This is a genomic window from Geobacter sp. (genome assembly GCA_009684525.1).
Taxonomy (GTDB): domain Bacteria; phylum Desulfobacterota; class Desulfuromonadia; order Geobacterales; family DSM-12255; genus Geoanaerobacter.
This window is the reverse complement of the sequence record WKKR01000003.1, coordinates 472,697-494,869: the sequence shown is the minus strand read 5'-3', so window position 1 is coordinate 494,869 and position 22,173 is coordinate 472,697. Positions and strand designations below refer to the sequence as shown.

The following is a 22,173-nucleotide window of genomic DNA, read 5'->3' as shown; positions in this document are numbered from 1 at the left end:
CCGGGGATGGGTGTAGCGAGGAACTGTAAATAGAACCACGCAACCAAAGCCGAGGGCAGACACGAGTCTCCCCCGGCTTTTTTCGTTTCCGTTGCGGAAATGCCAAGGCCGGAGGGACTCCTCCGGCCTTTGGCATTCCATGGAAGGGAGAAGAAGAAAATGATTATCGTCATGAAGGCAGGTGCGGTCAAAAAGGACAGGGACGAGGTGCTGAAGCGGATCAAGGAGTTGGGGTACAAGCCCCATGTCATCCACGGCACCACCAGGGACGTCATCGGCGCCGTTGGCGACGAACGGGGCAAGCTGGTGCTTCAGACCCTCGAATCGATGCACGGCGTGGAGAGCGTGGTGCCGATCCTCCAGCCCTACAAGCTCGCATCCGCCGAAGTAAAGAAGGAACGGAGCATCATCCGCATCTCCGATAACGTCGCCATCGGCGGCCCGGAGATCATCGTCATGGCCGGCCCCTGCTCGGTGGAAAGCGAAGAGCAGATCATCGAATCGGCCAAGGCGGTAAAGGCAGCCGGCGCCCATGTGCTCCGGGGCGGCGCCTTCAAGCCCCGCACCTCCCCCTACTCCTTCCAGGGGCTGGAGGAAGAGGGGCTGAAACTTTTGGCCAAGGCCCGCGATCTGACCGGGCTCCCCATCGTCACCGAGGTGATCAACCCGGAGACCGTGGACCTGGTGGCCGAGTACGCCGACATCCTGCAGATTGGCGCCCGTAACTCCCAGAACTTCGCCCTGCTCAAGAAAGTGGGACAGACCAGGCGGCCGATCCTCCTGAAGCGCGGCATGTCCATGACCATCCAGGAATTCCTCATGAGTGCCGAGTATGTGCTGGCCGAAGGGAACCAGGCCGTGATCCTCTGCGAGCGCGGCATCCGCACCTTCGAGACCGCCACCCGCAACACCCTCGACCTGTCGGCCATTCCGGTGCTCCGGAGCAAGACCCACCTGCCGGTGATCGCCGATCCGTCGCACGGCACCGGCAATTACCACTATGTCGCCCCCATGTCCATGGCAGCCGTGGCAGCAGGCGCGGACGGCATCATCGTCGAGGTCCATCCCGATCCGGAACGGGCCTCCAGCGACGGCCCGCAATCGCTCAAGCCGAAGAAGTTCGCGCTTCTGATGGAGCAGTTGAAGCGGGTGGCAGAGGCGTGCGACCGGACCCTCTGATCAGCAGAGGGTTTTGGCCTGGAGATAGTCTGCCGGCGTATCCAGGTCATGGAGGATGCCGGCGTCCCCGGTGGGGCAGAGGGTGATCCGGTCCTGATGCATCTGCATCAGGTCGCGCAGGGTCGGATAGTTGCGGAGTTGATCGATGATACCCCGCGGAACCAGCACCGGATGGCCCCGCCGTCCGGCGTGCACCGGCACGAGGATACGGCCGGGTTCCGCCGAGTGGGCATCCATGAGCATGCGGCAGGTTGCGGGATGAACCAGCGGGGTGTCGGGGAGAAAGACCAGGACGCCGGTTACGTCACCGGTGAGATGCTCCAGGCCGACCCGCAGCGAGGCTGCCATGTCGCTGTCGGGCTGGCAGTTCCAGGCGACAGTGATCGGGAAACGGGCGACCACCTCGTGGATGGCCGTTCCGTGCGGCGGAGCCAGGACCACCACGACCTCGGCGATGCCGGCTGCCAGCACCGTTTCCAGGCAGCGGACAATGACCGGCCGGTCAGGAAGGGGCAGGAGCAGCTTGCACTGCCCCATCCGCTCCGAGCGACCTGCTGCTGGCAGAAGCGCGGCGATCTGCGGCATGGGGGCGGTACCTCCTCTCGATGAGCTGTGCCACGATGCTGACGGCGATCTCCCGCGGGGAATCGCCGCCGATGGCGAGTCCGACCGGCATGACGAGCCGGCCGAGCTCTTCCGCACCATAGCCGGCACCGGCCAGGTCCCCCATCATGGTCTCCCGCTTGCGGCGGCTGCCGATGATGCCGATGAACCGGGCCGGTGTTGCCAGGGCCGCACGGACGGCCGCCAGGTCGCCGGCATAGGAAGGGGTGGCAATGACCACGCAGTCGGCCTCGGCAAGGGGGATTCGGCCGATGGTCGCCCCGTAGTCGCCGCCCAGACGCTCGGCAGCCTCGGGGAGCCGCTCGGCCGTTACGAAGCCGGGCCGGTCGTCGACGACACAGACCCGGTAGCCGGCAAAGGCGGCAAGGGTGGTGAGCGCCTGGCCGACATGGCCGGCGCCGCAGACCAGAAGCCGCGGGGTCGCCCCCAGCGGTTCCAGGTAGACCGTCTGTTCGCCGCCGCAGGCATGGCCGAATGATTCGTCCAGGGTGAAGCTTACGCTGTGGGGAGCTGCGCCGCTTGCCAGGGCCTGCAGCCCGGCCGCGATCACGGCCTGCTCCAGCATCCCGCCCCCCACCGAACCGATGCCGGTGCCGTCGCTCCGGATAACCATCCGCGCCCCTGCCTTGCGCGGCGACGACCCCCGGCTGGCGATCACCGTGGCCAGCACGCACGCCTCGCCTCCCCGCTGCAGCCGCAGCACCTCTTCCAGCACCTCCATTGTCTCATTGCCCGCCATCATCCCTCTCCTGTCATGCACTCATCGTTTCAGCGCCAGCGGCAGCTCCCGGAGCCGGACGCCAACGGCGGCAAAGACCGCATTGGCCACGGCCGGCGCAATCGGCGGGACGCCCGGTTCGCCGATCCCCCCCGGCTTCTCCTGCCCCTTCACCAGGATCACCTCGACGCTCGGGGCCTCTGTCATACGCAGGATGGGGTAGTTGTGGAAATTCTCGATGGTCGCCCCGCCGGCGGCAATGGCAACCCGTTCATTGAGGGCCGCGGAGAGGCCGAAGCAGATCGCCCCCTCCATCTGCGCCCTGACCGTATCCGGATTGACCACGGGGCCGCAGTCGACGGCGCAGACCACGCGATGCACGGTAATGGCGCCGCTCTTCCGGTCGACCGAGACCTCGGCGACCTGGGCCACGCTGGTGTCGAAGGAGCGATGGAACGCAAAGCCCCGGCCATGGCCGTCAGGGAGCTTCTTTCCCCAGCCGGCCTTCATGGCGGCGGTCTTGACCACCGCGTAGGCGTGGGGCTCGTGCTCCAGAGCGGCCAGGCGGAACTCCACCGGATCGGCGCCGGCAGCCAGCGCCAGCTCGTCCATCATCGATTCGACCACAAAGGCATTGTGGGAGCTTCCCACCGAGCGCCAGAACCCGACCGGCACCGGCGTATCCAGCCGCACATAGGTAACCCGCAGGTTCGGCACCCGGTAGTCCAGGTTGGCCAGACCTTCCACCGCTGCCTGGTCGATCCCTCCCTTCATGGTATCGGGAAAGACTCTGGCAAAGATGGAGGGGCAGACGATGGTATGCTGCCAGGCAGCAAGCTTCCCTGCCCCGTCCAGGGCCGCCTCCACCCGGGAAACGTTCATGGGCCGGTAGAAATCGTGGCGCAGGTCGTCCTCCCTGGTCCAGATCACCTTGACCGGTGTGCCGACCGCTTTGGAAATCCGGAGCGCCTCCTCCACTACGTCGAGCTCGAACCGCCGGCCAAAGCCGCCACCCAGGTAGGTGGTATTCACCTTCACCCGCTCCGGCGGGAGGCCGCTGATCTTTGCCGCCAACTGGTGCACGCCGGTCTGGTTCTGGGTCGGCGCCCAGACCTCGCACCGGTCAGCAGCAACATGGGCGGTGCAGTTCATCGGCTCCATGGTGGCGTGGGCCAGGAAGGGGAGCGTGAAGTCGGCGCTCACCCGCTTCCCCCCCTGGGCGAGCACGGCAGCGGTGTCCCCCTCGTCCTTTGCCACCAGCCCCTTGTCGGTCAGAGCAGCGGTAAAGCGGCGCCGTAGCGAATCGGTGGAAAGCGCCCCGTCCCCCCCCTTCCACTTTGCCTTGAGGGCGGCTACCCCGGCCTGGGCCGCGACAAAACCGTCGGCGCAGACGGCAATCCCGCTCGGTATCTCCACCACCTTCTTCACCCCCTTCACCTTCAGGGGCGCTGTCTTGCCATAGGAGGCGACCGTGGCACCGAACTGCGGCGGGTGCGCCACCGCGGCCACCAGCATGCCGGGGACCACCACGTCCATGCCGAAGATGCAGGAACCGCCGGCCTTGGCCCTGGCGTCGACACGGGGAACCCCGGTGCCGATCAGCCGAAACTCGGCAGGCGACTTCAGCCGCGGGTTCTCGGGCGGCTTCCTTTTGGCCGCCAGCGGCACCAGCTGGCCGAAGGAGCAGGCCTTGAGGGTCCGCTTGTGGCGGACAATCCCCTCGCTCACCGTGCAGTCGTCGGCCGGGACGCCCCATTTCTCGGCAGCAGCGGCAACGAGCATCTGCCGCGCCGCCGCACCCGCCTTCCGGAGCGGTTCGAAGAGATGGCGGATGCTGGTGCTCCCCCCCGTGGCCTGGGTGCCCCAGACCGGGTCGCGGAAGGCATCGGCTGCCGGGGCAAAGACCACGGCGATGTTCTCCCACCGGGCATCCAGTTCGTCGGCGATCAGCATCGGCAGCGAGGTGGCGACCCCCTGCCCCATCTCCGACTTGGCAACGTAGACGGTCATCGACTCGTCCGGCATGATGGTGAACCAGATGCTGGGGGAAAACTCGCCGGCAGTTGCCTCCTCTGCCGAAAGGATGCGGCAGCCGAAGGGAGTCATGGTGACCGCCACGGCCAGCCCGGTACCGAGAGCGGTCTGCTGGAGGAACTCGCGCCTGCTCATGGTTCGCTTCATGGTTTTCCCCCCTTTCCGCCGGCAGCGCGCTGGATCGCCTTTTTGATGCGCGGGTAGGTGCCGCAACGGCAGAGATTCCCCTGCATGGCGTTGTCGATCTCCTGTTCCGAGGGATGGGGGTGTTCGACCAGAAGCGCCGCTGCCTGCATGATCTGGCCCGGTTGGCAGTAGCCGCACTGGGAAACCTCTTCGGCAATCCAGGCCTGCTTCACCGGATGCATCTCGGCAAGCCCCTCGATGGTGACGATCTTCTTTCCCTGCACCGACCCGACCGTGGTGATGCACGAGCGGCGGGCCTTGCCGTCCACATGGACGGTGCACGCACCGCAGAGCCCCTCGCCACAGCTGTATTTGGTGCCGGTGAGGCCGAGTTTTTCCCTGAGCACCCAGAGGAGCGGCGTATCCGGGGGGACATCGAGCCGATGCCGTTTCCCGTTGACCGAAAGTGTAATCATAATCCCTCCTTGCCAAGCCGAATCTGTAATGCATAACTATACCATGCAGCACATTTCTGACAATAACCGGCCACTTGCACTTCGGCACTCTTTGGCTAGAATGGGGAAAGGAGGTTTTCCATGACCATGCTCCGACATCTGCTGGCTCTCTTCGCCCTGCTGCTGTTCGCCATCCCGGTCCGGGCCCATTCCCCCTACCAGAGCGATACGGAAATCGTCACCGGCGCCCAGAGCGCCTTCGAGGAGATCCTCGATCTCTGGCGAGCCGGCAAGTATGATGAGCTGTTCGAGCGGACCAGGGGAAACGGCAAGCTGGCAAAAGAGGATTTTGCCCGGCGACTGGAAAGGGCGACACTGAAGCCTGCCTGCTGCTGGCAGAAGGTGCAGAACCTGTCGGTGCACGTGGAAAACGACGACCTGGCTGCAGTCCGGGCCACGGTCGGCCTGGAAGGGGGACCGGAGATCGAGTTCAAGACCCGCACCTTCAAGCTCTACCGCGAGAGGGGACGCTGGCGCATCGGCCAGACCGACATCCTCTCCCTGGCCGGGGCCTCCAAGAAAAAGTCGCGCCGATAAGCGGTTCCCCTCCCTGTTTCCCGGATTCACGCCAGGAGTGGCAAGCGCTCCTTCAGGTTGACGTTGTGCACCGATTCCGCTAGGCTGCTTTCATGAAAACGACAAAACCCGAACTGCTCGCGCCGGCCGGATCGCTGGAGGCCTTTTTCGCCGCCATGGAAAAGGGTGCCGATGCGGTCTATGCCGGCCTGAAGGACTTTTCCGCCAGGGCCAAGGCCAAGAACTTCACCCTTTCGCAACTGGAGCGGATGCTCGCCTATGCCCACGCCAACGGCCGGCGGATCTACGTCACCATCAACACCCTGGTCAAGGAGCGGGAACTTCCCCAGCTGATCGAGACCCTTGCCGCCCTGGAGGCGATGGGAGCCGATGCCGTCATCGTCCAGGACCTGGCCGTGGCCAGGCTGGCCCGCCAGTTCTTTCCCGGCCTGGAGATCCACGCCTCCACCCAGATGACCATCCACAACACCCCCGGCGTCCGGGAGCTGGCCGACCTCGGCTTCCAGCGGGCCGTGCTGGCCAGGGAACTCCACCTGGACGAGATCCGCAGCATCGTCGCTGCCAGTCCCATCGGCATCGAGTGCTTCATCCACGGCGCCCTCTGCTTCTCCTTCTCCGGCCAGTGCTATTTCTCGTCGTTTCTGGGGGGGCACAGCGGCAACCGCGGCCGCTGCGCCCAGCCCTGCCGCCGCCAGTACCGCTACCGGGGGAAGGATGGCTACTATCTCTCCACCAACGACTTCTCCAGCATCGAGCTGATCCCGGACCTGGTGGAGGCGGGCGTCGCCTCCTTCAAGATCGAGGGGCGGATGAAGTCGGCCGAGTACGTGGCCTGCGTGGTCGAGGCGTACCGGTCGGTGCTCGACGCCGCGAAACCCCAGTTGCCGGCCACCCTTGCCCGGGCCAAGGAGCTTCTGAAGCGCTCCTTCGGCAGGGTCCCCACCAAGGGGTTCCTTGCCTCGCACCAGCCGACCGACATCGCCACCCCATCGCTGCGGGGGGCGACCGGCCGCTTCCTCGGCGAGGTCAGCGCCATCAGGGGCGGCCGCCTCACCCTGACCAGCCGCGACCGGCTCCATATCGGCGACCGGATCAGGATCCAGCCGAAAACCGACATGGCCGGCAAGGCCTTCACGGTCAAGGAGTTGTTCGTGGCAAACCGGCCGGTAAAGCTGGCCGGCGAAGGGAGCACGGTGACCATCCCCACCCCCTTCCCCTGCGCGGTGGGTGACGCAATCTTCAAGGTCTCCTCGGAAACCGCCTTCACCATGAGCGAGAACGCCTGCCAGAAGCGGCTGGACGGCGCGGGGCCGGCCAAGATCCCCTGCGACCTGCACCTCTCCCTGGCGGACGACCGGCTGCGGATCGAGGCGGACTGCGGCGGAGTCGGCAGGCAGATCGAATTCCCCCTGGAAGGGCTGGAGCCCTCCCGCACCGCCGACATGGCCGCCGTGCTGACCGCCCAGTTCGCCAAGACCGGCGACACGCCGTTCGCGCTCCGGACGCTCAGCGCCCCGGCATTCCCGGCGGTCATGATCCCGCCTGCCCGGCTGAAGGAGATCCGGCGCGACTGCTACACCCAGCTTGCCGACACAGTGCTTCCGGCGCTGAAACAGAGCCGCGCCGAGCGGGTGCGCAAGGCAAAGGCCGCCCTGGTGGGGAGGCGGCCCGCGACGGTCCGGCTGCCGACGCGCCTGACGCTCCGCCTGGAGCACCTGCGCGACATCTCCCTGATTCATGCCGACGGCGTGGCCGGTGTCAGCCTGCCGGTCTCCCGGGCCAACCTGCACGAGCTGCCCTTGGCGAGCCGTCGCCTCAAGGGGAAAGAGGAGCGGGTCTCCTGGCGACTCCCCTTCATCATCTTCGACCGCGACCTCCCCTGGTACCGCGAGGCCCTGGCAACCCTGGCGCGCGCAGGCTTCCGCCGCTTCGAGGCCACCAACCTCTCCCACTTCCCGCTCCTGGAGGAGATCGACGCCGAGATCAGCACCGACTACCGGCTCTTCTCCCTCAACACCCAGGCCATGCTCGCCTGGGAAGAGCTGGGAGCAACCGCCTGCACCCTCTACATCGAGGACGATGCGGAGAACCTGGCCGAGCTGCTGGCCGCCGACCTCTCCCCGGAGCGGCGGATCATGATCTACGGCCATGTGGCGGCCATCACCTCCAAGATCGCCATCAAGGGGGTCAAAGGAGACACCCCGCTCCAGTCCGACCGGGGCGACGGCTACCGGGTGACCGTCAAGGACGGCCTCACCGTGGTCACCCCCACCACCCCTTACTCCTTCACCGCGTTCCGCGAGCGGCTGGAGGCGCTCGGCTGCGCCTCCTTCGTCATCGACCTGACCCAGACCCCCCCGGCTGACCGGCAGCGGGTGTTGGACGCCTTTGCCGCCGGCCGCGAACTGCCGGGCACCTCGGCATTCAATTTCCTCACCGGGCTGGTCTAGGCCGGTTTGCGGCCGTAGCGCCATCTTCACAGCAGGAGGTCCGTCATGAAAGAAATAATCCAGATCATCCAGGCAGACATCACCACCCTCAGTGTCGATGCCATTGTCAATGCGGCCAACAATACCCTGCTGGGAGGGGGCGGGGTCGACGGCGCCATCCACCGGGCAGCAGGGCCCGAGCTGGTTGCCGAGTGCTCGACCCTGGGCGGTTGCGTCACCGGCGACGCCAAGATCACCAAGGGCTACCGACTGCCGGCGCGGCACGTCATCCACACCGTCGGGCCGGTCTGGCACGGCGGCGTCAAGGGGGAACCGGAGCTGCTCAGGAGCTGCTACCGCCGCTGCTTCGAGATCGCCCAAGAGAACGGGCTCGTCTCCATCGCCTTCCCGGCCATCAGCTGCGGGGTCTACGGCTACCCCATGGACCAGGCCTGCACCATCGCCATGGAAGAGGCACGGGCAGCCCTCGAACGCGACCCCAGGCTGCAGCGCATCATCTTCACCCCCTTTGGCGACGCAGCCGCGCAACTCTACCGCGACACCTTCGACCGCCTCTTCCCCTGAACCGTTCATGTTCGTGCCCACAGCACAAACCAAGGAGGATGCCATGAAAAAGATGCTGATCATCCTGGCAGCACTGCTGCTCACCGCCGGCATTGCCGGAGCGGCTCCCGCCAAGCCGCAGATCGAAGGGAAAACCGTCGAATACCGGGCCGGCGATACCCTCCTCAAGGGGTACCTGGCCACCGACACCGCATTGAAGGGGAAACGGCCCGGCGTGCTGGTGGTGCACGAATGGTGGGGGCTGAACGATTACGCCCGCAAGCGGGCCAGGATGCTGGCGGAGCTCGGCTATGTGGCCCTGGCCGTCGACATGTTCGGCGACGGCAAGCAGGCCAGGCATCCGGATGAGGCGGGCGCCTTTGCCGGCGCAGTGATGAAAAACTTCGACACTGGCAAGGCGCGGTTCAATGCGGCCCTGGAGCTGCTCAAACAGCAGCCGGATGTCGATCCGACGCGGATCGCCGCCATCGGCTACTGCTTCGGCGGCGGCGTGGTGCTGAACATGGCCCGCCAGGGCGCCGATCTCAAGGGGGTCGCCAGCTTCCACGGCAGTCTGGCCGCGGTGCAGCCGGCGGAAAAGGGTGCCGTCAAGGCGAAGATCCTGGTATTGACCGGTGCGGACGACAAGATGGTGCCGCCGGGGCAGGTGGCGGCATTCAAGGAAGAGATGCAGGAGGCAGGTGCCGATTTCCGGGTCATCAGCTATCCCGGCGCCAAGCACAGCTTCACCAACCCGGATGCCGACAAATACGCCAAGGAGTTCAACCTCCCCATCGCCTACAACAAGAAGGCGGACACAGCGTCCTGGGATGAGCTGAAGAAGTTCTTCAAAGAGATCTTCAAGGTGCCTGCCGCTCCCACAGGGGCAGTGATCAAATGAAGGCAGTGGTCCAGCGGGTGAGCGAGGCCAGGGTCGAGGTCGACGGTGCCGTCGTCGGTGCCGTCGGCCGCGGCATGCTGGTGCTCGTCGGCGTGGCCCAGGGGGACACGGAGCGGGATGCCGCGTGGCTCGCCAAAAAGATCGTCGAACTGCGGATCTTCGAAGACGACGCCGGCAAGATGAACCGCGCCCTGGCCGATGTGGGGGGCAGCCTCCTGGCGGTCTCCCAATTCACCCTGCTGGGGGAGTGCAGCAAAGGGAGGCGGCCGTCGTTCACCGGCGCCGCCTCCCCCGACGAGGGGAAGCGGCTCTACGAATATTTCGTCGAGCAGGTCCGCCAGACCGGTACCCCGGTCGCCACCGGCATCTTCCAGGCCGACATGCAGGTCCATCTCGTCAACGACGGCCCGGTGACGTTCATCCTGGAGAGCCCTTAAACAAGCATTCACCCGATTCACCGCCGCTGCAACATCAACCCACACCCCCTCATTAAATACCACCACATACTGTTATACAAGCGAATCATATCTTTTCATCACGCATACCTCACTGACACAAGCCATTGAAATGACAGTCTTCAATCTGCACGGTATCTGCATGTTACACAGTTAAAACTGCTGACATACATTTTCGGGTTGCCTCTTCCTGAAATGTGGTGTAGTAATCCACAGATTCAGCAAGTTGGGTCAATTGCCGCATTGCTGGGACCGGATATGAAGAGGTTGTTGCTACTTGAACGGGGCAAAATCAGAGGGAACGTAGTGTTAGAATTTCATGTGCAACTTAACTACTTGGAAGCCTGGCGGGAATGCGGAGTTGGAGGAGCCGATTCTCCAAAGCTCCCCGGTAACGGAGAGGTTCGGATTTACTAATTACTGATATAGGGAACAAATGCCCTATATCGGTAGCTTTTGGATAAGTACAAAAAGGTGTCAAAGTTCCCGGTATAAGGAACAAATCGTGTTCCCTATATACGGAATATGTTCCTTATACCAGGAGCCGGTTACCAATATTGGGAACTGGCGCTAACTGGTCAATAAGTAGTTGGTCAAGAAAAGTAAGAAATCAAGAACTGAAAGAATCCGAGGTTCAAATGGATAGCATCATTCATGGGTTGGAAATTATTGGAGGAATCGGATTAGCCCTGTTCGGTGTTTTCTACACCTCTCACAAGCAAGTCGCCATCTGGATTTTCTTTGCATCTGGTGTGATATTTCTCCTCGCGTTGACGTTATTTTGGCAACAAAAATCCATCAGCAAACCACAATTCAAAGCAGGCATATCGGGATCTATTAATATAAATTCGATACCTAGCCCACTAGTTTTACTTTACGACAAGCACTCTTATGACGAAAAAACTCACGGACAAAGCATAGCCGAAATTAGCAATGCAATCCACTTAGACCTAACCAATATCAACAATATACCTGTTAAATTGCGTAGTTACCAAATAAGGGCTCTGTTCGAATATGATGAAGGAGGCACCGTAGATCTAATAAAAGTAGGATCAGGCGTTAGGCCCATTTACAAACCGAGCGGGAAAAACGTACGCAAGTGGCGCAACCTGTACAGCATTGGCCCACTAACCGATCAAATATATTTTGTAACTGACTGGAAAAAGGCTCAAAGATACGGATTAAACAAATATGGCTTTGATAACATTGCCCTTAAAACAAAACAGTTAAACCCAGGCGAAAGTTTAAGTGGATGGCTATTATTTGAAGTAGACGAAGATCTTAGATATCAAAATTTTAAAATCATTGAATATGAAGCCATACTCACTGCCGCCACAGGAGAGACGTCACAAGTTAAGTTTAAATCACTACCAGAAAATAAAACAACTGAGTTCGTGAGTGGCGGTAGCATAGACATGTTGGAGTTAGTTGATCTTACTAAAATTAAATGGGACATCTGTGCGCTCATATCTTTAAAGCGTGCTGCAAGTGGAAAGGAAAACCTCGTTACGATTGATTTAAGCGATATCGGGAAAAAAATCGATAATCGTTAGGAAGATCGAGAGGGACGCACATAGCATCATACGGCTCTGCGGATAAAGGGAAGCCCAACAAAGCGCAGCAGCGGGCGATAAATCCCGCCGCTGTGCTCTCTCACGTTGATTCAGTAAATGGAAATCTGAGAATTACCCTTCGTGCCGGCTTTCAATTACTTCAAGGGAAAATATTGAATGTGGGAAAAGATTAAAGGTTTTATCAGCAAATATTTTCTTGTCATTGCGATAATCGGTGGCGCCCTGCCAATTTCAGCCGCTATTTATGTTTACTATGACCATTTTCACAAGCAGCTAGGACTTGGTTACTCAGGAAGTCAATCTGATTGGGGAACTTTCGGAGATTTTGTAGGTGGTATTACTAATCCCATTTATGCCTTCTTTGCATTTGTTGGCGTATCGTTCACACTTCTCCTTCAAAGAGATCAAAACGAAATGCTGAGACAACATAAAAAACAAGATGAAGTCCAAGGAATGATTCAGAATGTGTCAGACGCACTGCACGCTGCCTTGTTTGATGCCAAAGTCAAACTTGAAACTACCTCGGATAGAGAAGCGCATAGCGTTTTCTTGTACTTAAGGGCTATTTCTGACGTGTCGCTACGAGCGGAAATTGAGCCAGATGGGCCAGATGCTATGGTCTACAGAGATGAGTTGGCTACGGTTTTAGGCAAAATTAGCTATGACCTCACTTTCGTACAAGAACAGCTTGAGCTCATGACATCGTGTCTTCGGCTCTATGCCTCCTTTGGAGGCAGTCAAGAAATAATCGACATTTATAAGACCAAGTACCGTCAAGCAGCATTTATGATCTATCAAATTGAATATTTACACTTGGAAGATGTAAAAGAGTTTTTCGAAGTAGACAGCATCAAGCAGTCTGTTCTTAGGGCTTTAATTAAGAAAGATGGCCTTGAATCAGCCTAACGATGTCAAACTGCAGAATCAACCAGCGGTAAGACCGGCCTGATGGCCGGTCAGCCATATGGCGTTGAGCGAGGATAAGAACAATGCGAAGATTTATAGCCATATTTTTCTTACTTGCCTGTGCCAACGCTTACGCTGACGGATACATGTTTAAAGCAGGAAGGTTCCCAGAAGGAAAAGTGACTGTCCTAACTCTTACGGCCGAACAGAAACAACTAATCGAGTTGTATACTCGATGCAGAGACAACAGATACACGCCTTACATTTTCAAACTCACCCCAGAGCAAAGTAAACGACTGAAAAAGGAAGCTGGAATAAGTCCAAAGAGATTTGCCATTTTTGAAAGTTATCGTGGCGAAGACGGCATCGAGCTTAGTTACAACGTCATAAATCGGTTCAGTGAAAAATCTTTTGAAATCCCCCACAAAACCCTTATCTCTGATCGCACGGTTCGGAAATATGAAAATGAGGTCATGGGGTGGGAGCCAAATCCGCTAGCCAAGCCAGGGATATCTAACTCGGCTGTTGGCAAGTGCCCGTAAGGACTGCAAACGCTCAACATGCGGCGGCACGCGGTCTTCGCTACGCTCCGCCGGTGCGCCGCAGCCCCGTTAGGTGGCCGGGGTTGGTGAGACAACCTGAAGGGTAAAATAAGCAATTCCCCGAAGTTGTTGGGAAGGAATTCGGGGGACATAATGCAATTAATGGCCGCTCGCTCCCAAAATGAGTATTACGCCCCCCGAATTCCCCGAATTCTAACACACGCGCTTGAATAAGCTTACATACATATAGATATCACCACCTATCGGGTAATTTTTCGAGTTAACGACTGAAAATACGACTAAGTTGCAGAGGGTATTATGGTAAGAAATACCTTTTTAGTATTTGGATCTCTATTCATCTCTGGATGTGCCTTTTATGCAGGTTCACCTCACGATAATTTCATAGCGCATCTGAATTACCAAATCGGAAAGAATATTAACGAGGTACCATATTACCAGATCCCCCACAGAGAGGACCTGACTAATTCTAAAAACCTTTCAAACGGCAACATTGAGAATGAATATAAATATCGGGGCACTTGCAGATATTTTTATGAAATCAATCCAGAAACTCACAAAATAGTCGGCGCGAGATTCGAAGGAAATGATAAAGACTGCTCTATTACTCCTTAAAGGGCATGTTTCTTGACGTAATTGTATTCCGCCAACCTTCGGGTGTTGCCGCCAAGAATTAATGGGTGTCCCTATATTCTTTGTTGCCATAATTGGCCGACTTCCGGAATCTCAGGCGGCGAGAAGTTCTTTAATGATCTCCGGTTTCTTAATGGCAATAGTGATGAGAGATTTTGCCGCACCTGATGGCGTACGACGCCCTTGCTCCCACTCCTGAAGAGTGCGCAGCGATACACCCAGCATTTTTGCAAACTCGCTCTGGGAAAGACCGATCTTTTGACGTGCCGTAGCTATGGGTGAAACTTCCAGAGAAGAAACGCGCCCGACTTTGCCGGCCTTGATGTCTCGCACGGCTTGGAGCAGTTCTTCGCCGATATCTCTCTTTGCATCGCGTGCAAGCAGTTCTTTTTCATCGAGTGACATGTTCCATCTCCTCTTTGAGTGTCTTGAGAATGTGACCTGGGATGCTGTCAATGGCACTTTTGGCGTAAATCAGAAGTAACCAGATTTCGCCAGCTTCTGTCCGGGCGAAATATAGAATCCTGACACCGCCGCTCTTGCCGGTACCGCGACGGCTCCAGCGAACCTTGCGGACTCCGCCGGAACCGCGAACCACCTTGCCTGCATCTGGCGAGACCGCAAGAAACGCCTGAAAAATTCGGTACTCGTCGTCAGTCAGGTAGTCATGAACTTGCTTAGTAAACAGCGGAGATTCGACGAACGTAACCATGGAGCTAATATACGGCATTGACGTATAAAATCAACCTAAAATGTGCGGAGTTCTCGGAACCTATGCGGGCGTAGGCGGCGGCTGGGTCAGGCCTGCAAACATGCAAAAAGATACATAATCTTTTGATATCACTAGATATTCCGTCAGGACGAAAGATGAAGGCGTTCAACCGCATCTGGATTAGCGACCAAACCAGCATAATGAACGGCTGGTCCAGTGTGGGAAGAAAGTCTGACTGGCAATGACAGGAAGGGAAGCCTTTTCCTTTTCTCATGCCGCCTTTTTTTGAGCATCCCAACCGATACAGGCCAACTGCACTGTCTTTGGGATCGGCCTGGAACCGGAACGATAAAATAAGGCAAAAAGCAGCCTCCCCCCCTTTCTGCGTGTATAATGTCTCATTATGACACCGGAGGGACCTTGCAATGAAACGACTCCTGCCACTGATTCTTCTCTTCTCGGCTCCCTCCTTCGCACACGCTGAAGACCTGGCGACGACAAAACAAGCTCTCAATCTCATAAGCGATTTTGCGGACAACTTCTGCAAAACCCCACCACTTGAGGGTGGAACGAAAGACGTGACGCTTTCCATCGGCGCCAAAACCGAACTGAACAAGATCCTGAAGAAGGTGGCAAACCTTGGCATAGAAGGCGCTGCAAAATACCAGTCGGAGCACTACCAAGGCTTGCTGCAAAAGGATCTCGTGAATGCACTGAAGGATAGCTCCAACTGTCGTCTTGAGATCTGGAGAGATTTAAACGACAAATTACTTCCGAAAAAACCGAAATCTTCACCTCCTGCCAAAGGCAAACCCATAAAAGCACATGGTGATAAGAAACTACAGGCGCAAATAGAAAAACTGAAACAGAGCGAAGAGCACAACCGCCAACTCGAAGAGGTTGCGCGACTCAATAAAGCAAATGCTGATGCCGAAGCAGCGGTTCGAGAGTTCTCTTTGCGCAACAAGATCCTACTCGATCCCACCACACGACAGTTGCAAACGATCGCCGTGCTCTTCAGAGAAGGCTTCAGAGCGGAAGAGATCGATGCCTATTTTGAGTTGATGCGAAATGAGATAGGACTGGTGCTCGCCGAACAACCAGGCTCATTGCGAAGGATTCGCCTGATGCTTGATGCGGTGGCACAGGTTGCTGCAGACAGTAACGTTGGCAGGGCAGTCCAGGGAAAAGACCAGAAGGAACGCATGAAAAGTATTGCCGACGTGATCCGCAGCTTACTGCCGATTAATAACGATCAAAAGATGGATGACCTGAGGAGGCAGATTCTCCGGTATCCGTCCATAACACTATGGTCGCGCTGAGTGGAGTAGAGGCACAACTCTAGCACCAATCAAACCGCTGTCCAGACCGTAATCCCGCGGTGCCGGCCACGCAGGCGAAAAGATATGACCGCACAGTCTGCCAACAACATGCGTTCGCGGCTCTCCCTTTTCCAGGGGATACTCCCGCTGGCCGGCTCCAGGGTACCGGCCGACATTTTTGCCGGCATAACCCTGGCAGCACTCGCCATCCCGGAGGTCATGGGCTACACCAAGATTTCTGAAACGCCCGTGATCACCGGTCTCTACACCCTCCTGATCCCCATGGCGCTGTATGCGATCATCGGGTCGTCCCGTCATCTGGTAGTCGGCGCCGATTCGGCCACCGCCGCAATCCTTGCATCGAGCGTCGCCACCATGGCAACACCGCGTTCACAGGAGTGGCTCGCCCTGGCCGGACTTCTCGCAATCTTGTCAGCCATCTTTCTCTTTCTGGCCCGGATCGCCCGGCTCGGATTCCTTGCCGACTTTCTGTCGCGGACCGTTTTGATCGGCTTTCTCTCCGGTGTGGGCATCCAGGTGTCCATCGGAGAAATCTCGGGCATGCTCGGCTTGGCAGGGGGAGGCCACGGCACCATCGAGAAATGCTCGACCACCTGGCAACAGCTGGGCCAGGCGAATGGTTTCACCGTCATGGTCTCGGCAGCGGCGTTCCTCGTCATCATCGGCTTGCGAAAGGTATCTCCCAAAGTTCCGGGGGCACTGCTTGCAGTGATGGGCGCCATCGCTGCAAGCTGGGCGCTCGATCTGCAGCGCTACGGAATCCAGATGCTGGGCCCTGTCCCACGCGGTCTCCCGGAGATCGCGCTTCCCGCGGGAGTCTGGCAGTGGGAGACCGTCAAAACCCTCCTGCCCACCGCCTTTGCCATGTTCGTGGTCATCCTTGCCCAGAGTGCTGCTACTGCCCGGGCCTATGCAGCCCGCTACAATGAAAGCTTCAATGAGGACATGGATCTCATCGGGCTGGGTCTGGCGAACATCGGCGCCGCCCTTTCCGGGACCTTCATGGTTAATGGCAGCCCGACAAAGACCCAGATGGTCGACAGCGCAGGAGGTCACAGCCAGCTGGCTCAGCTCACGACAAGCCTGGTTGTCCTGCTCGTGCTCCTCTTCCTCACCGGACCTCTGGCTTATCTGCCAATGGCCGTTCTGGCAACGGTGGTTTTTCTGATAGGGGTGGAATTGATCGACATGGAGGGGATGAAGAGAATCTACCGCGAGCGCCCCTACGAATTCTGGGTGGCACTCGTTACGGCAGCCATGGTTGTCGTTGTCGGCGTCGAGCAGAGCATCCTGCTGGCCATAGTCCTGTCGCTGGCAGTCCATACCCGGCATGGCTACTGGGTCGACAACAGGCTGCTCGTTCTCGATGAGGGCCGTGGCTGGCGGACTATGAAGGTTACCACTGCACAGCAGACCATGCCAGGACTGATGATCTACCGATTCATGCACAACATGTACTATGCCAACACACAGGCATTAATTTCGGATATTACCAATCTCGTGGCAAAGTCGGACCCACCTCTTTGCTGGTTCTGCATCGACATGGCCGCAGTCAACGACGTGGATTTCACCGCAGCCGAAGCTCTCCGCACCGTCCGGGACATTATCGAGGCCCAGGGCGTCAGGCTGGTGTTCTGCGAGGTTGACGACAACGTCATGAACGAATTCGGGCGGTCCCGGCTTACCGAACTCTTCGGCCAGGATGCCTTTTTCCAGACCCCCGTTGCCGTGGTCGACGCCTTTGAGACCAGGCTGCGCACTCATCGAAATGGTGTGACACCGTAACGGGGGAGGATGCCCCCCAGCTGTTCCATCCCACGCACCTTTGTGAAGGAGCCCCTTATGACGAGTCCGGCGGAAACATCCTCTTCGCTGACCCTCCCGCTAGGAAGCAATCCGGCGCTGCAACATCACTTCATGGTTGTTGACGAACCGATCCCCGGCAATTTCCGCTTCGGACTGCTGCTGGAGAAGCTCGACCTGTTGGCCGAACAGACCGCCCTGGCCTTTGTGCGGCAAAGCCACCCGGAGGGGCGGGTAGTGACGGCAGCCATCGATAAAATCGTGGTGCGCAATGTTGCCGATGTGTACCGCGACATCATCTGCCATGCGTGCATCAACCATGTGGGGCGCTCGTCGCTGGAGGTCGGTATCCGCGTCGAGCAACCGGGAGAGACGGTTACCCATATCGCCTCCTGTTACTTTACCATGGTGGCCCGCGGCGGAGCGGAAGCGAACGTGAGCCTTCAGCTCCCCCAACTGACCTACACCACCGAGCAGGAGCAGCGACGGGCCGCCAAAATGGTTACCAATCGAGAAGAATACCTGCGACAACAGGAATCGGCGCGACAACCACCGAGTGTGGAGGAATATGCCCTGCTGGACGCCCTGCACCGCGCCCAGGAAGAGCCGGGATTCACTGGCCTTCGAGCCGCCGACCCGGTGACCGAAGCCTGGGAGCGCATGTACCCGGAGCAGGAGTACGTGCCGCACCGCATCTTCGGCGGCTACCTGATGCGCAGGGCCTTCGAGCTCTCCGCCATCTGCTCCGAACTGGTGGCGCCGAACCGTTCGATCATCTCGGCAGTCAACCGGATCAACTTTTTTCATCCGGTACAGATCGGCGACAAGCTCCACTTTACCAGCAGGGTGGTCTTTACCAGCGAAAGTTTCGTCTGTGTGGAAACAGGGATTGAACGGATCAGCCGAGATCGAACCAACAAGGCCCTGTCCAACTCCTGCCTGTTCACCTTTGTCAATGTGGACAAAGAACTCAACCACTGCCCGGTGCCGCCGATCTATCCCGCCAGCTACAGGGAGGACACCCGCTACCTGGACGCCCTGCGCAGCTACCGTACCATGTCGGGGCATTATCGGATGCTGTGAAACTACCGGGAGGCGGGCAAGGGGACTTATTGGTGTCCGTCCCCCTATTTTCTCTCAGACCAGAGGCCTGACCTCCAGCACCCGGAAATAGCCGACATGCTTCACCGCGGCACCAGCCATCGGATCGACGATGCGAGTGGTGGACTCCCTGATCTGCTGCAGTAGTTCGCCGTCGTCGCGCAGCTCCTGCAGCTTAAGGGAGAGACGCCAACCGGCATAGCCGCCCCCCGGGGCGATGTAGAGGTAGGAGGCATGGGGGTTCTGCTTCAGGTTGGCGTAGCTGCGCCCTTCGGTCATCCCCCAGGCCAGGGTCTCTTCGTCGATGAGATGCGGCCGGGCGTAGATAGCGGTGTTGACGCTGCCATCCCTGCCGGCGGTGGCGATTATCCCCTTCCCCCCTTCGGGAAACAGTTCGGCGAGTTTCATCGTACCCCCTCCTTTGCCCTGTAATCCGTAGCGTTTTGTGTTACTCTAGCACCAATCTCACCGCTGTCCAGACCACCGCCGCAGGACTGACAATGCAGCTGAAACGCATCCTCGACAATCTCTATGACCGGCGTTCGCCGGCACACCTGGCCAACGACCCGCTCTCCTTCTGCCGCCGCTACCCCGACCCGGCAGATCGCGAAGTGGTGGGCTTCATCGCCGCAGCCTTTGCCTACGGCAACGTGAAGATCATCCTGCGCAACCTGGAAACCATTTTCGCGGAGCTAGGAGAAAGGCCGCGCCGGGCCATCGAGCGGTTCGAGCCCCGTGCCGGTCTGCAGCGCTTCAGCAGCTTCAAGCACCGCTTCAACGACGGCCGCGACCTCTGCGCCCTGCTGCATGCCGTCAAAACCATGCTGGCAGAGGCCGGCTCCATCGAGGCCTTCTTTCTCCGCGGGTTCGACCCGGCCGACGACGACATCGGCCCGGCACTCGACCGGTTCAGCACGGCAATGCTGGCCCTGGATCACTCGCCGGTATTCGGCGGCCCCGCCATCCCGGCTGATTCCTATTTCCCCTTCTTCTTCCCGGCCCCGGCAGGCGGGAGCGCCTGCAAGCGGGCCTGCATGTTCCTGCGCTGGATGGTGAGGCCCGACGACGGGATCGACCTGGGGCTCTGGCGCTCGATCCCGCCCGCCAGGCTGATCATCCCGGTGGATGCCCATATCCTGCGGATCGGCCGGTTTCTCCGCTTTACGAACCGCCGCCAGGGAGACTGGAAGACCGCCAGGGAGATCACCGCCCGCCTCCGTCTCCTCGACCCGGCCGACCCGGTGAAGTACGACTTCTCCCTCTGCCACCTGGGGATTTCCGAGGGGTGCGGCAGACAGAACCGCCAGGCCTGCCTCACCTGTGACATTGCCGGCATCTGCGACGGAAAGGGAGTGCCGTGAAGCCGCTCTTGCAATTCGCCGCCGCTACTCTGCTGAACGGGGCATTCCTCTATCCGCTTTTCTATGTCGGCATCGGGCGGCCTGTCTCCTGGTGGCTGGTTGCGGCCATGGCGGCCGGGGGATGCGGCTGCTTCTACCTGCTGATAAAGTACCGCCGCCAGCTCTGACCGCCGCATCGGGGGAGTTGTGCGAGAAACCGCTTGCAATAACCGCCGCTTTCACATATATTCACTGCAAAAGACGGGCTTATCGCCCGTCTTTTCTTTTGTCCCAAAGGAGCCACAGAGTAATGCAAGAGCTTATCAGAAACATCGCGATCATCGCCCACGTCGACCATGGCAAGACCACGCTGGTGGATGCCATGCTGAAACATGCGGGCGTATTCAGGGAAAACGAGCAGATCACCGAGCGGGTCATGGATTCCAACGACCTGGAAAAGGAGCGCGGGATCACCATCCTGGCCAAGAACCTGTCGGTGCACCATGGCCGCTACAAGGTCAATATCGTCGACACCCCCGGCCATGCCGACTTCGGCGGCGAGGTGGAGCGGGTGCTGAAGATGGTCGATTCGGTGCTGCTGCTGGTGGATGCCCTGGACGGCCCCATGCCCCAGACCCGCTTCGTCCTCAAGAAATCCCTCGACCTGGGACTGAAGCCGATCGTGGTGATCAACAAGATCGACCGGCCGGGCGCCCGCCCCGACGAGGTGGTGGACATGGTCTTCGATCTCTTCTGCGAGCTCAACGCCTCTGACGCACAGCTCGATTTCCCCATTGTCTATACCAGCGCCAAGCTGGGCTATGCCAAGCTCGACATGAACTCGGAGTCGACCAGCATGGAGCCGCTCTTTGCGGTGGTGGAGAGCAATGTCCATCCGCCCAGGGGTGATGCCTCGGCACCGTTCCAGCTGCTGGTGACCAATATCGACTACAACGACTACATCGGCAGGATCGCCACCGGCAAGATCTACAACGGCCGGGTCAAGACCGGCGAAACCGTGGCCCTGGTCAAGCGGGACGGCACCGTGGTGCGGGGCAGGATCTCCAAGCTCCTCGGTTATGAGGGGCTGAAGCAGATCGAGATCCCCGAGGCGATTACCGGCGACATCATCACCGTGGCCGGGTTCGACGAGGTGGGGATCGGCGAGACACTGACCGCCGTGGACAACCCGACACCGCTCCCCTATGTGGCCATCGACGAGCCGACCATTGCCATGAATTTCATCGTCAACAACTCCCCCTTTGCCGGCCGGGAAGGGAAGCTGGTAACCTCCCGTAACATCAGGGAGCGGCTGGACAAGGAGTTGCGCACCAATGTCTCGCTCAGGGTCGAGGATACTGCCAGCGCTGACACCTTCAAGGTCTCTGGCCGCGGCGAGCTGCATCTCTCCATCCTGATCGAAAACATGCGCCGGGAAGGGTTCGAGATGGCGGTTTCCAAGCCCGAGGTTATCTTCCGTGAGCAGGACGGCAAGAAACTGGAACCGATGGAATACCTGGTGGTGGACGTACCGGGCGAATACCAGGGGGCGATCATCGAGAAGATGGGGCCGCGCAAGGGTGAAATGTCCGCCATGCAGCCGATGGGCGAGACCATCCGCCTCGAATTCATCATCCCGGCCCGGGGCCTGATAGGCCTGCGCGGCGAACTCCTCACCGAGACCCGCGGCACCGCCGTGATTACCCATACCTTCCACGATTACGCACCCTACAAGGGGGATATCCCCGGCAGGAAGAACGGGGTCCTGATGGCCATGGAGCACGGCGAGACCACCGCCTATGCCCTGGATGCCCTGCAGCCGCGCGGGGTGCTCTTCCTTGGCCCCGGCGTGGAGGTCTACGGCGGCATGATCATCGGCCAGCACGCCAAGGACAACGATCTGGACGTGAATCCCTGCAAGGGGAAGAAGCTGACCAACGTCCGGGCGTCCGGCTCCGACGACGCGGTCAAGCTCTCTCCGCCGCGCATCCTGACCCTGGAGCAGGCCCTGGAGTTCATCGACGACGACGAGCTGGTCGAGGTGACCCCGGTCTCCATCCGGCTGCGCAAGAAGGAACTCGACCCGAACAGGCGGAAAAAGAAGTAGCCCGGCTGCCTG

Annotated in this window: 21 protein-coding genes; 14 read left to right on the top strand and 7 right to left on the bottom strand. The window is 59.4% G+C overall.

The features are described 5' to 3' along the window. Positions 1-159 precede the first annotated feature (159 nt). Positions 160-1,179: a 3-deoxy-7-phosphoheptulonate synthase gene (aroF, locus tag GJT30_13230; GenBank protein ID MSM40572.1), complete on the top strand. Its 1,020-nt coding sequence runs from the start codon at positions 160-162 to the stop codon at positions 1,177-1,179. Here aroF and GJT30_13225 read toward each other — a convergent pair whose 3' ends face one another. Genes GJT30_13225 through GJT30_13210 form a run of 4 tightly spaced genes read right to left on the bottom strand, consistent with a single transcriptional unit; the run spans position 1,180 to position 5,157 of the window. After that, positions 1,180-1,884, bottom strand: a complete 705-nt coding sequence (locus GJT30_13225) for an NTP transferase domain-containing protein (protein ID MSM40571.1) — start codon at positions 1,882-1,884, stop codon at positions 1,180-1,182. Beyond that, on the bottom strand, positions 1,682-2,524 hold the full coding sequence (locus tag GJT30_13220) for a dehydrogenase (protein MSM40570.1): 843 nt from the start codon (positions 2,522-2,524) through the stop codon (positions 1,682-1,684). The genes GJT30_13225 and GJT30_13220 overlap by 203 nt, the downstream gene beginning before the upstream one ends. 39 nt (positions 2,525-2,563) lie before the next feature. Continuing rightward, the gene (locus GJT30_13215; GenBank protein MSM40569.1) at positions 2,564-4,702 is read right to left on the bottom strand and encodes a molybdopterin-dependent oxidoreductase; all 2,139 of its coding nucleotides are present in this window, start codon (positions 4,700-4,702) and stop codon (positions 2,564-2,566) included. Beyond that, complete coding sequence (locus GJT30_13210) at positions 4,699-5,157, bottom strand: 2Fe-2S iron-sulfur cluster binding domain-containing protein (protein MSM40568.1); 459 nt, start codon at positions 5,155-5,157, stop codon at positions 4,699-4,701. The genes GJT30_13215 and GJT30_13210 overlap by 4 nt, the downstream gene beginning before the upstream one ends. 126 nt (positions 5,158-5,283) lie before the next feature. Here GJT30_13210 and GJT30_13205 point away from each other — a divergent pair, with 126 nt between their 5' ends. From GJT30_13205 to GJT30_13170, 8 genes are all read left to right on the top strand, one after another. Next, positions 5,284-5,733 (top strand): hypothetical protein, encoded by a 450-nt coding sequence (locus tag GJT30_13205; GenBank protein MSM40567.1) that lies wholly within the window; start codon positions 5,284-5,286, stop codon positions 5,731-5,733. Between the two features lie 92 nt (positions 5,734-5,825). After that, positions 5,826-8,183 (top strand): U32 family peptidase, encoded by a 2,358-nt coding sequence (locus GJT30_13200; GenBank protein MSM40566.1) that lies wholly within the window; start codon positions 5,826-5,828, stop codon positions 8,181-8,183. A gap of 45 nt (positions 8,184-8,228) precedes the next feature. Further along, positions 8,229-8,747 carry an O-acetyl-ADP-ribose deacetylase gene (locus tag GJT30_13195; GenBank protein ID MSM40565.1) on the top strand — a complete coding sequence of 173 codons (519 nt, stop codon included), beginning with the start codon at positions 8,229-8,231 and terminating at the stop codon, positions 8,745-8,747. Positions 8,748-8,790: 43 nt separating this feature from the next. After that, positions 8,791-9,627: a prolyl oligopeptidase family serine peptidase gene (locus tag GJT30_13190; GenBank protein MSM40564.1), complete on the top strand. Its 837-nt coding sequence runs from the start codon at positions 8,791-8,793 to the stop codon at positions 9,625-9,627. Continuing rightward, entirely contained in the window at positions 9,624-10,064 is a 441-nt protein-coding gene (locus tag GJT30_13185; protein MSM40563.1) for a D-tyrosyl-tRNA(Tyr) deacylase, read from the top strand. The genes GJT30_13190 and GJT30_13185 overlap by 4 nt, the downstream gene beginning before the upstream one ends. Before the next feature lie 656 nt (positions 10,065-10,720). After that, positions 10,721-11,635 carry a hypothetical protein gene (locus GJT30_13180; protein MSM40562.1) on the top strand — a complete coding sequence of 305 codons (915 nt, stop codon included), beginning with the start codon at positions 10,721-10,723 and terminating at the stop codon, positions 11,633-11,635. 177 nt (positions 11,636-11,812) lie between these two features. After that, a complete protein-coding gene (locus tag GJT30_13175; GenBank protein MSM40561.1) occupies positions 11,813-12,562 on the top strand; it encodes a hypothetical protein in 750 nt (249 codons plus the stop codon). An 83-nt stretch (positions 12,563-12,645) separates the two neighbouring features. Further along, a complete protein-coding gene (locus GJT30_13170; GenBank protein ID MSM40560.1) occupies positions 12,646-13,104 on the top strand; it encodes a hypothetical protein in 459 nt (152 codons plus the stop codon). Between the two features lie 744 nt (positions 13,105-13,848). On the opposite strand, the gene GJT30_13165 is transcribed toward GJT30_13170, so the two are convergent. Both GJT30_13165 and GJT30_13160 read right to left on the bottom strand, forming a co-directional pair. Then, the gene (locus tag GJT30_13165; protein ID MSM40559.1) at positions 13,849-14,160 is read right to left on the bottom strand and encodes a helix-turn-helix domain-containing protein; all 312 of its coding nucleotides are present in this window, start codon (positions 14,158-14,160) and stop codon (positions 13,849-13,851) included. Next, positions 14,147-14,485, bottom strand: a complete 339-nt coding sequence (locus GJT30_13160) for a transcriptional regulator (protein MSM40558.1) — start codon at positions 14,483-14,485, stop codon at positions 14,147-14,149. The genes GJT30_13165 and GJT30_13160 overlap by 14 nt, the downstream gene beginning before the upstream one ends. Before the next feature lie 407 nt (positions 14,486-14,892). On the opposite strand from GJT30_13160, the gene GJT30_13155 reads away from it, so the two are divergent. The 3 genes from GJT30_13155 (at position 14,893) to GJT30_13145 (ending at position 18,696) form a co-directional block, all read left to right on the top strand. Next, on the top strand, positions 14,893-15,789 hold the full coding sequence (locus GJT30_13155) for a hypothetical protein (GenBank protein MSM40557.1): 897 nt from the start codon (positions 14,893-14,895) through the stop codon (positions 15,787-15,789). 84 nt (positions 15,790-15,873) lie between these two features. Next, positions 15,874-17,595 carry an STAS domain-containing protein gene (locus tag GJT30_13150; protein ID MSM40556.1) on the top strand — a complete coding sequence of 574 codons (1,722 nt, stop codon included), beginning with the start codon at positions 15,874-15,876 and terminating at the stop codon, positions 17,593-17,595. A gap of 57 nt (positions 17,596-17,652) precedes the next feature. Further along, a complete protein-coding gene (locus tag GJT30_13145) occupies positions 17,653-18,696 on the top strand; it encodes an acyl-CoA thioesterase (GenBank protein MSM40555.1) in 1,044 nt (347 codons plus the stop codon). A 54-nt stretch (positions 18,697-18,750) separates the two neighbouring features. On the opposite strand, the gene GJT30_13140 is transcribed toward GJT30_13145, so the two are convergent. Next, positions 18,751-19,122 carry a pyridoxamine 5'-phosphate oxidase family protein gene (locus GJT30_13140; GenBank protein ID MSM40554.1) on the bottom strand — a complete coding sequence of 124 codons (372 nt, stop codon included), beginning with the start codon at positions 19,120-19,122 and terminating at the stop codon, positions 18,751-18,753. Positions 19,123-19,214: 92 nt separating this feature from the next. On the opposite strand from GJT30_13140, the gene GJT30_13135 reads away from it, so the two are divergent. Both GJT30_13135 and typA read left to right on the top strand, forming a co-directional pair. Further along, positions 19,215-20,075 carry a TIGR02757 family protein gene (locus tag GJT30_13135; protein ID MSM40553.1) on the top strand — a complete coding sequence of 287 codons (861 nt, stop codon included), beginning with the start codon at positions 19,215-19,217 and terminating at the stop codon, positions 20,073-20,075. A 289-nt stretch (positions 20,076-20,364) separates the two neighbouring features. Further along, positions 20,365-22,161 (top strand): translational GTPase TypA, encoded by a 1,797-nt coding sequence (typA, locus tag GJT30_13130; GenBank protein ID MSM40552.1) that lies wholly within the window; start codon positions 20,365-20,367, stop codon positions 22,159-22,161. Positions 22,162-22,173: the final 12 nt, after the last annotated feature.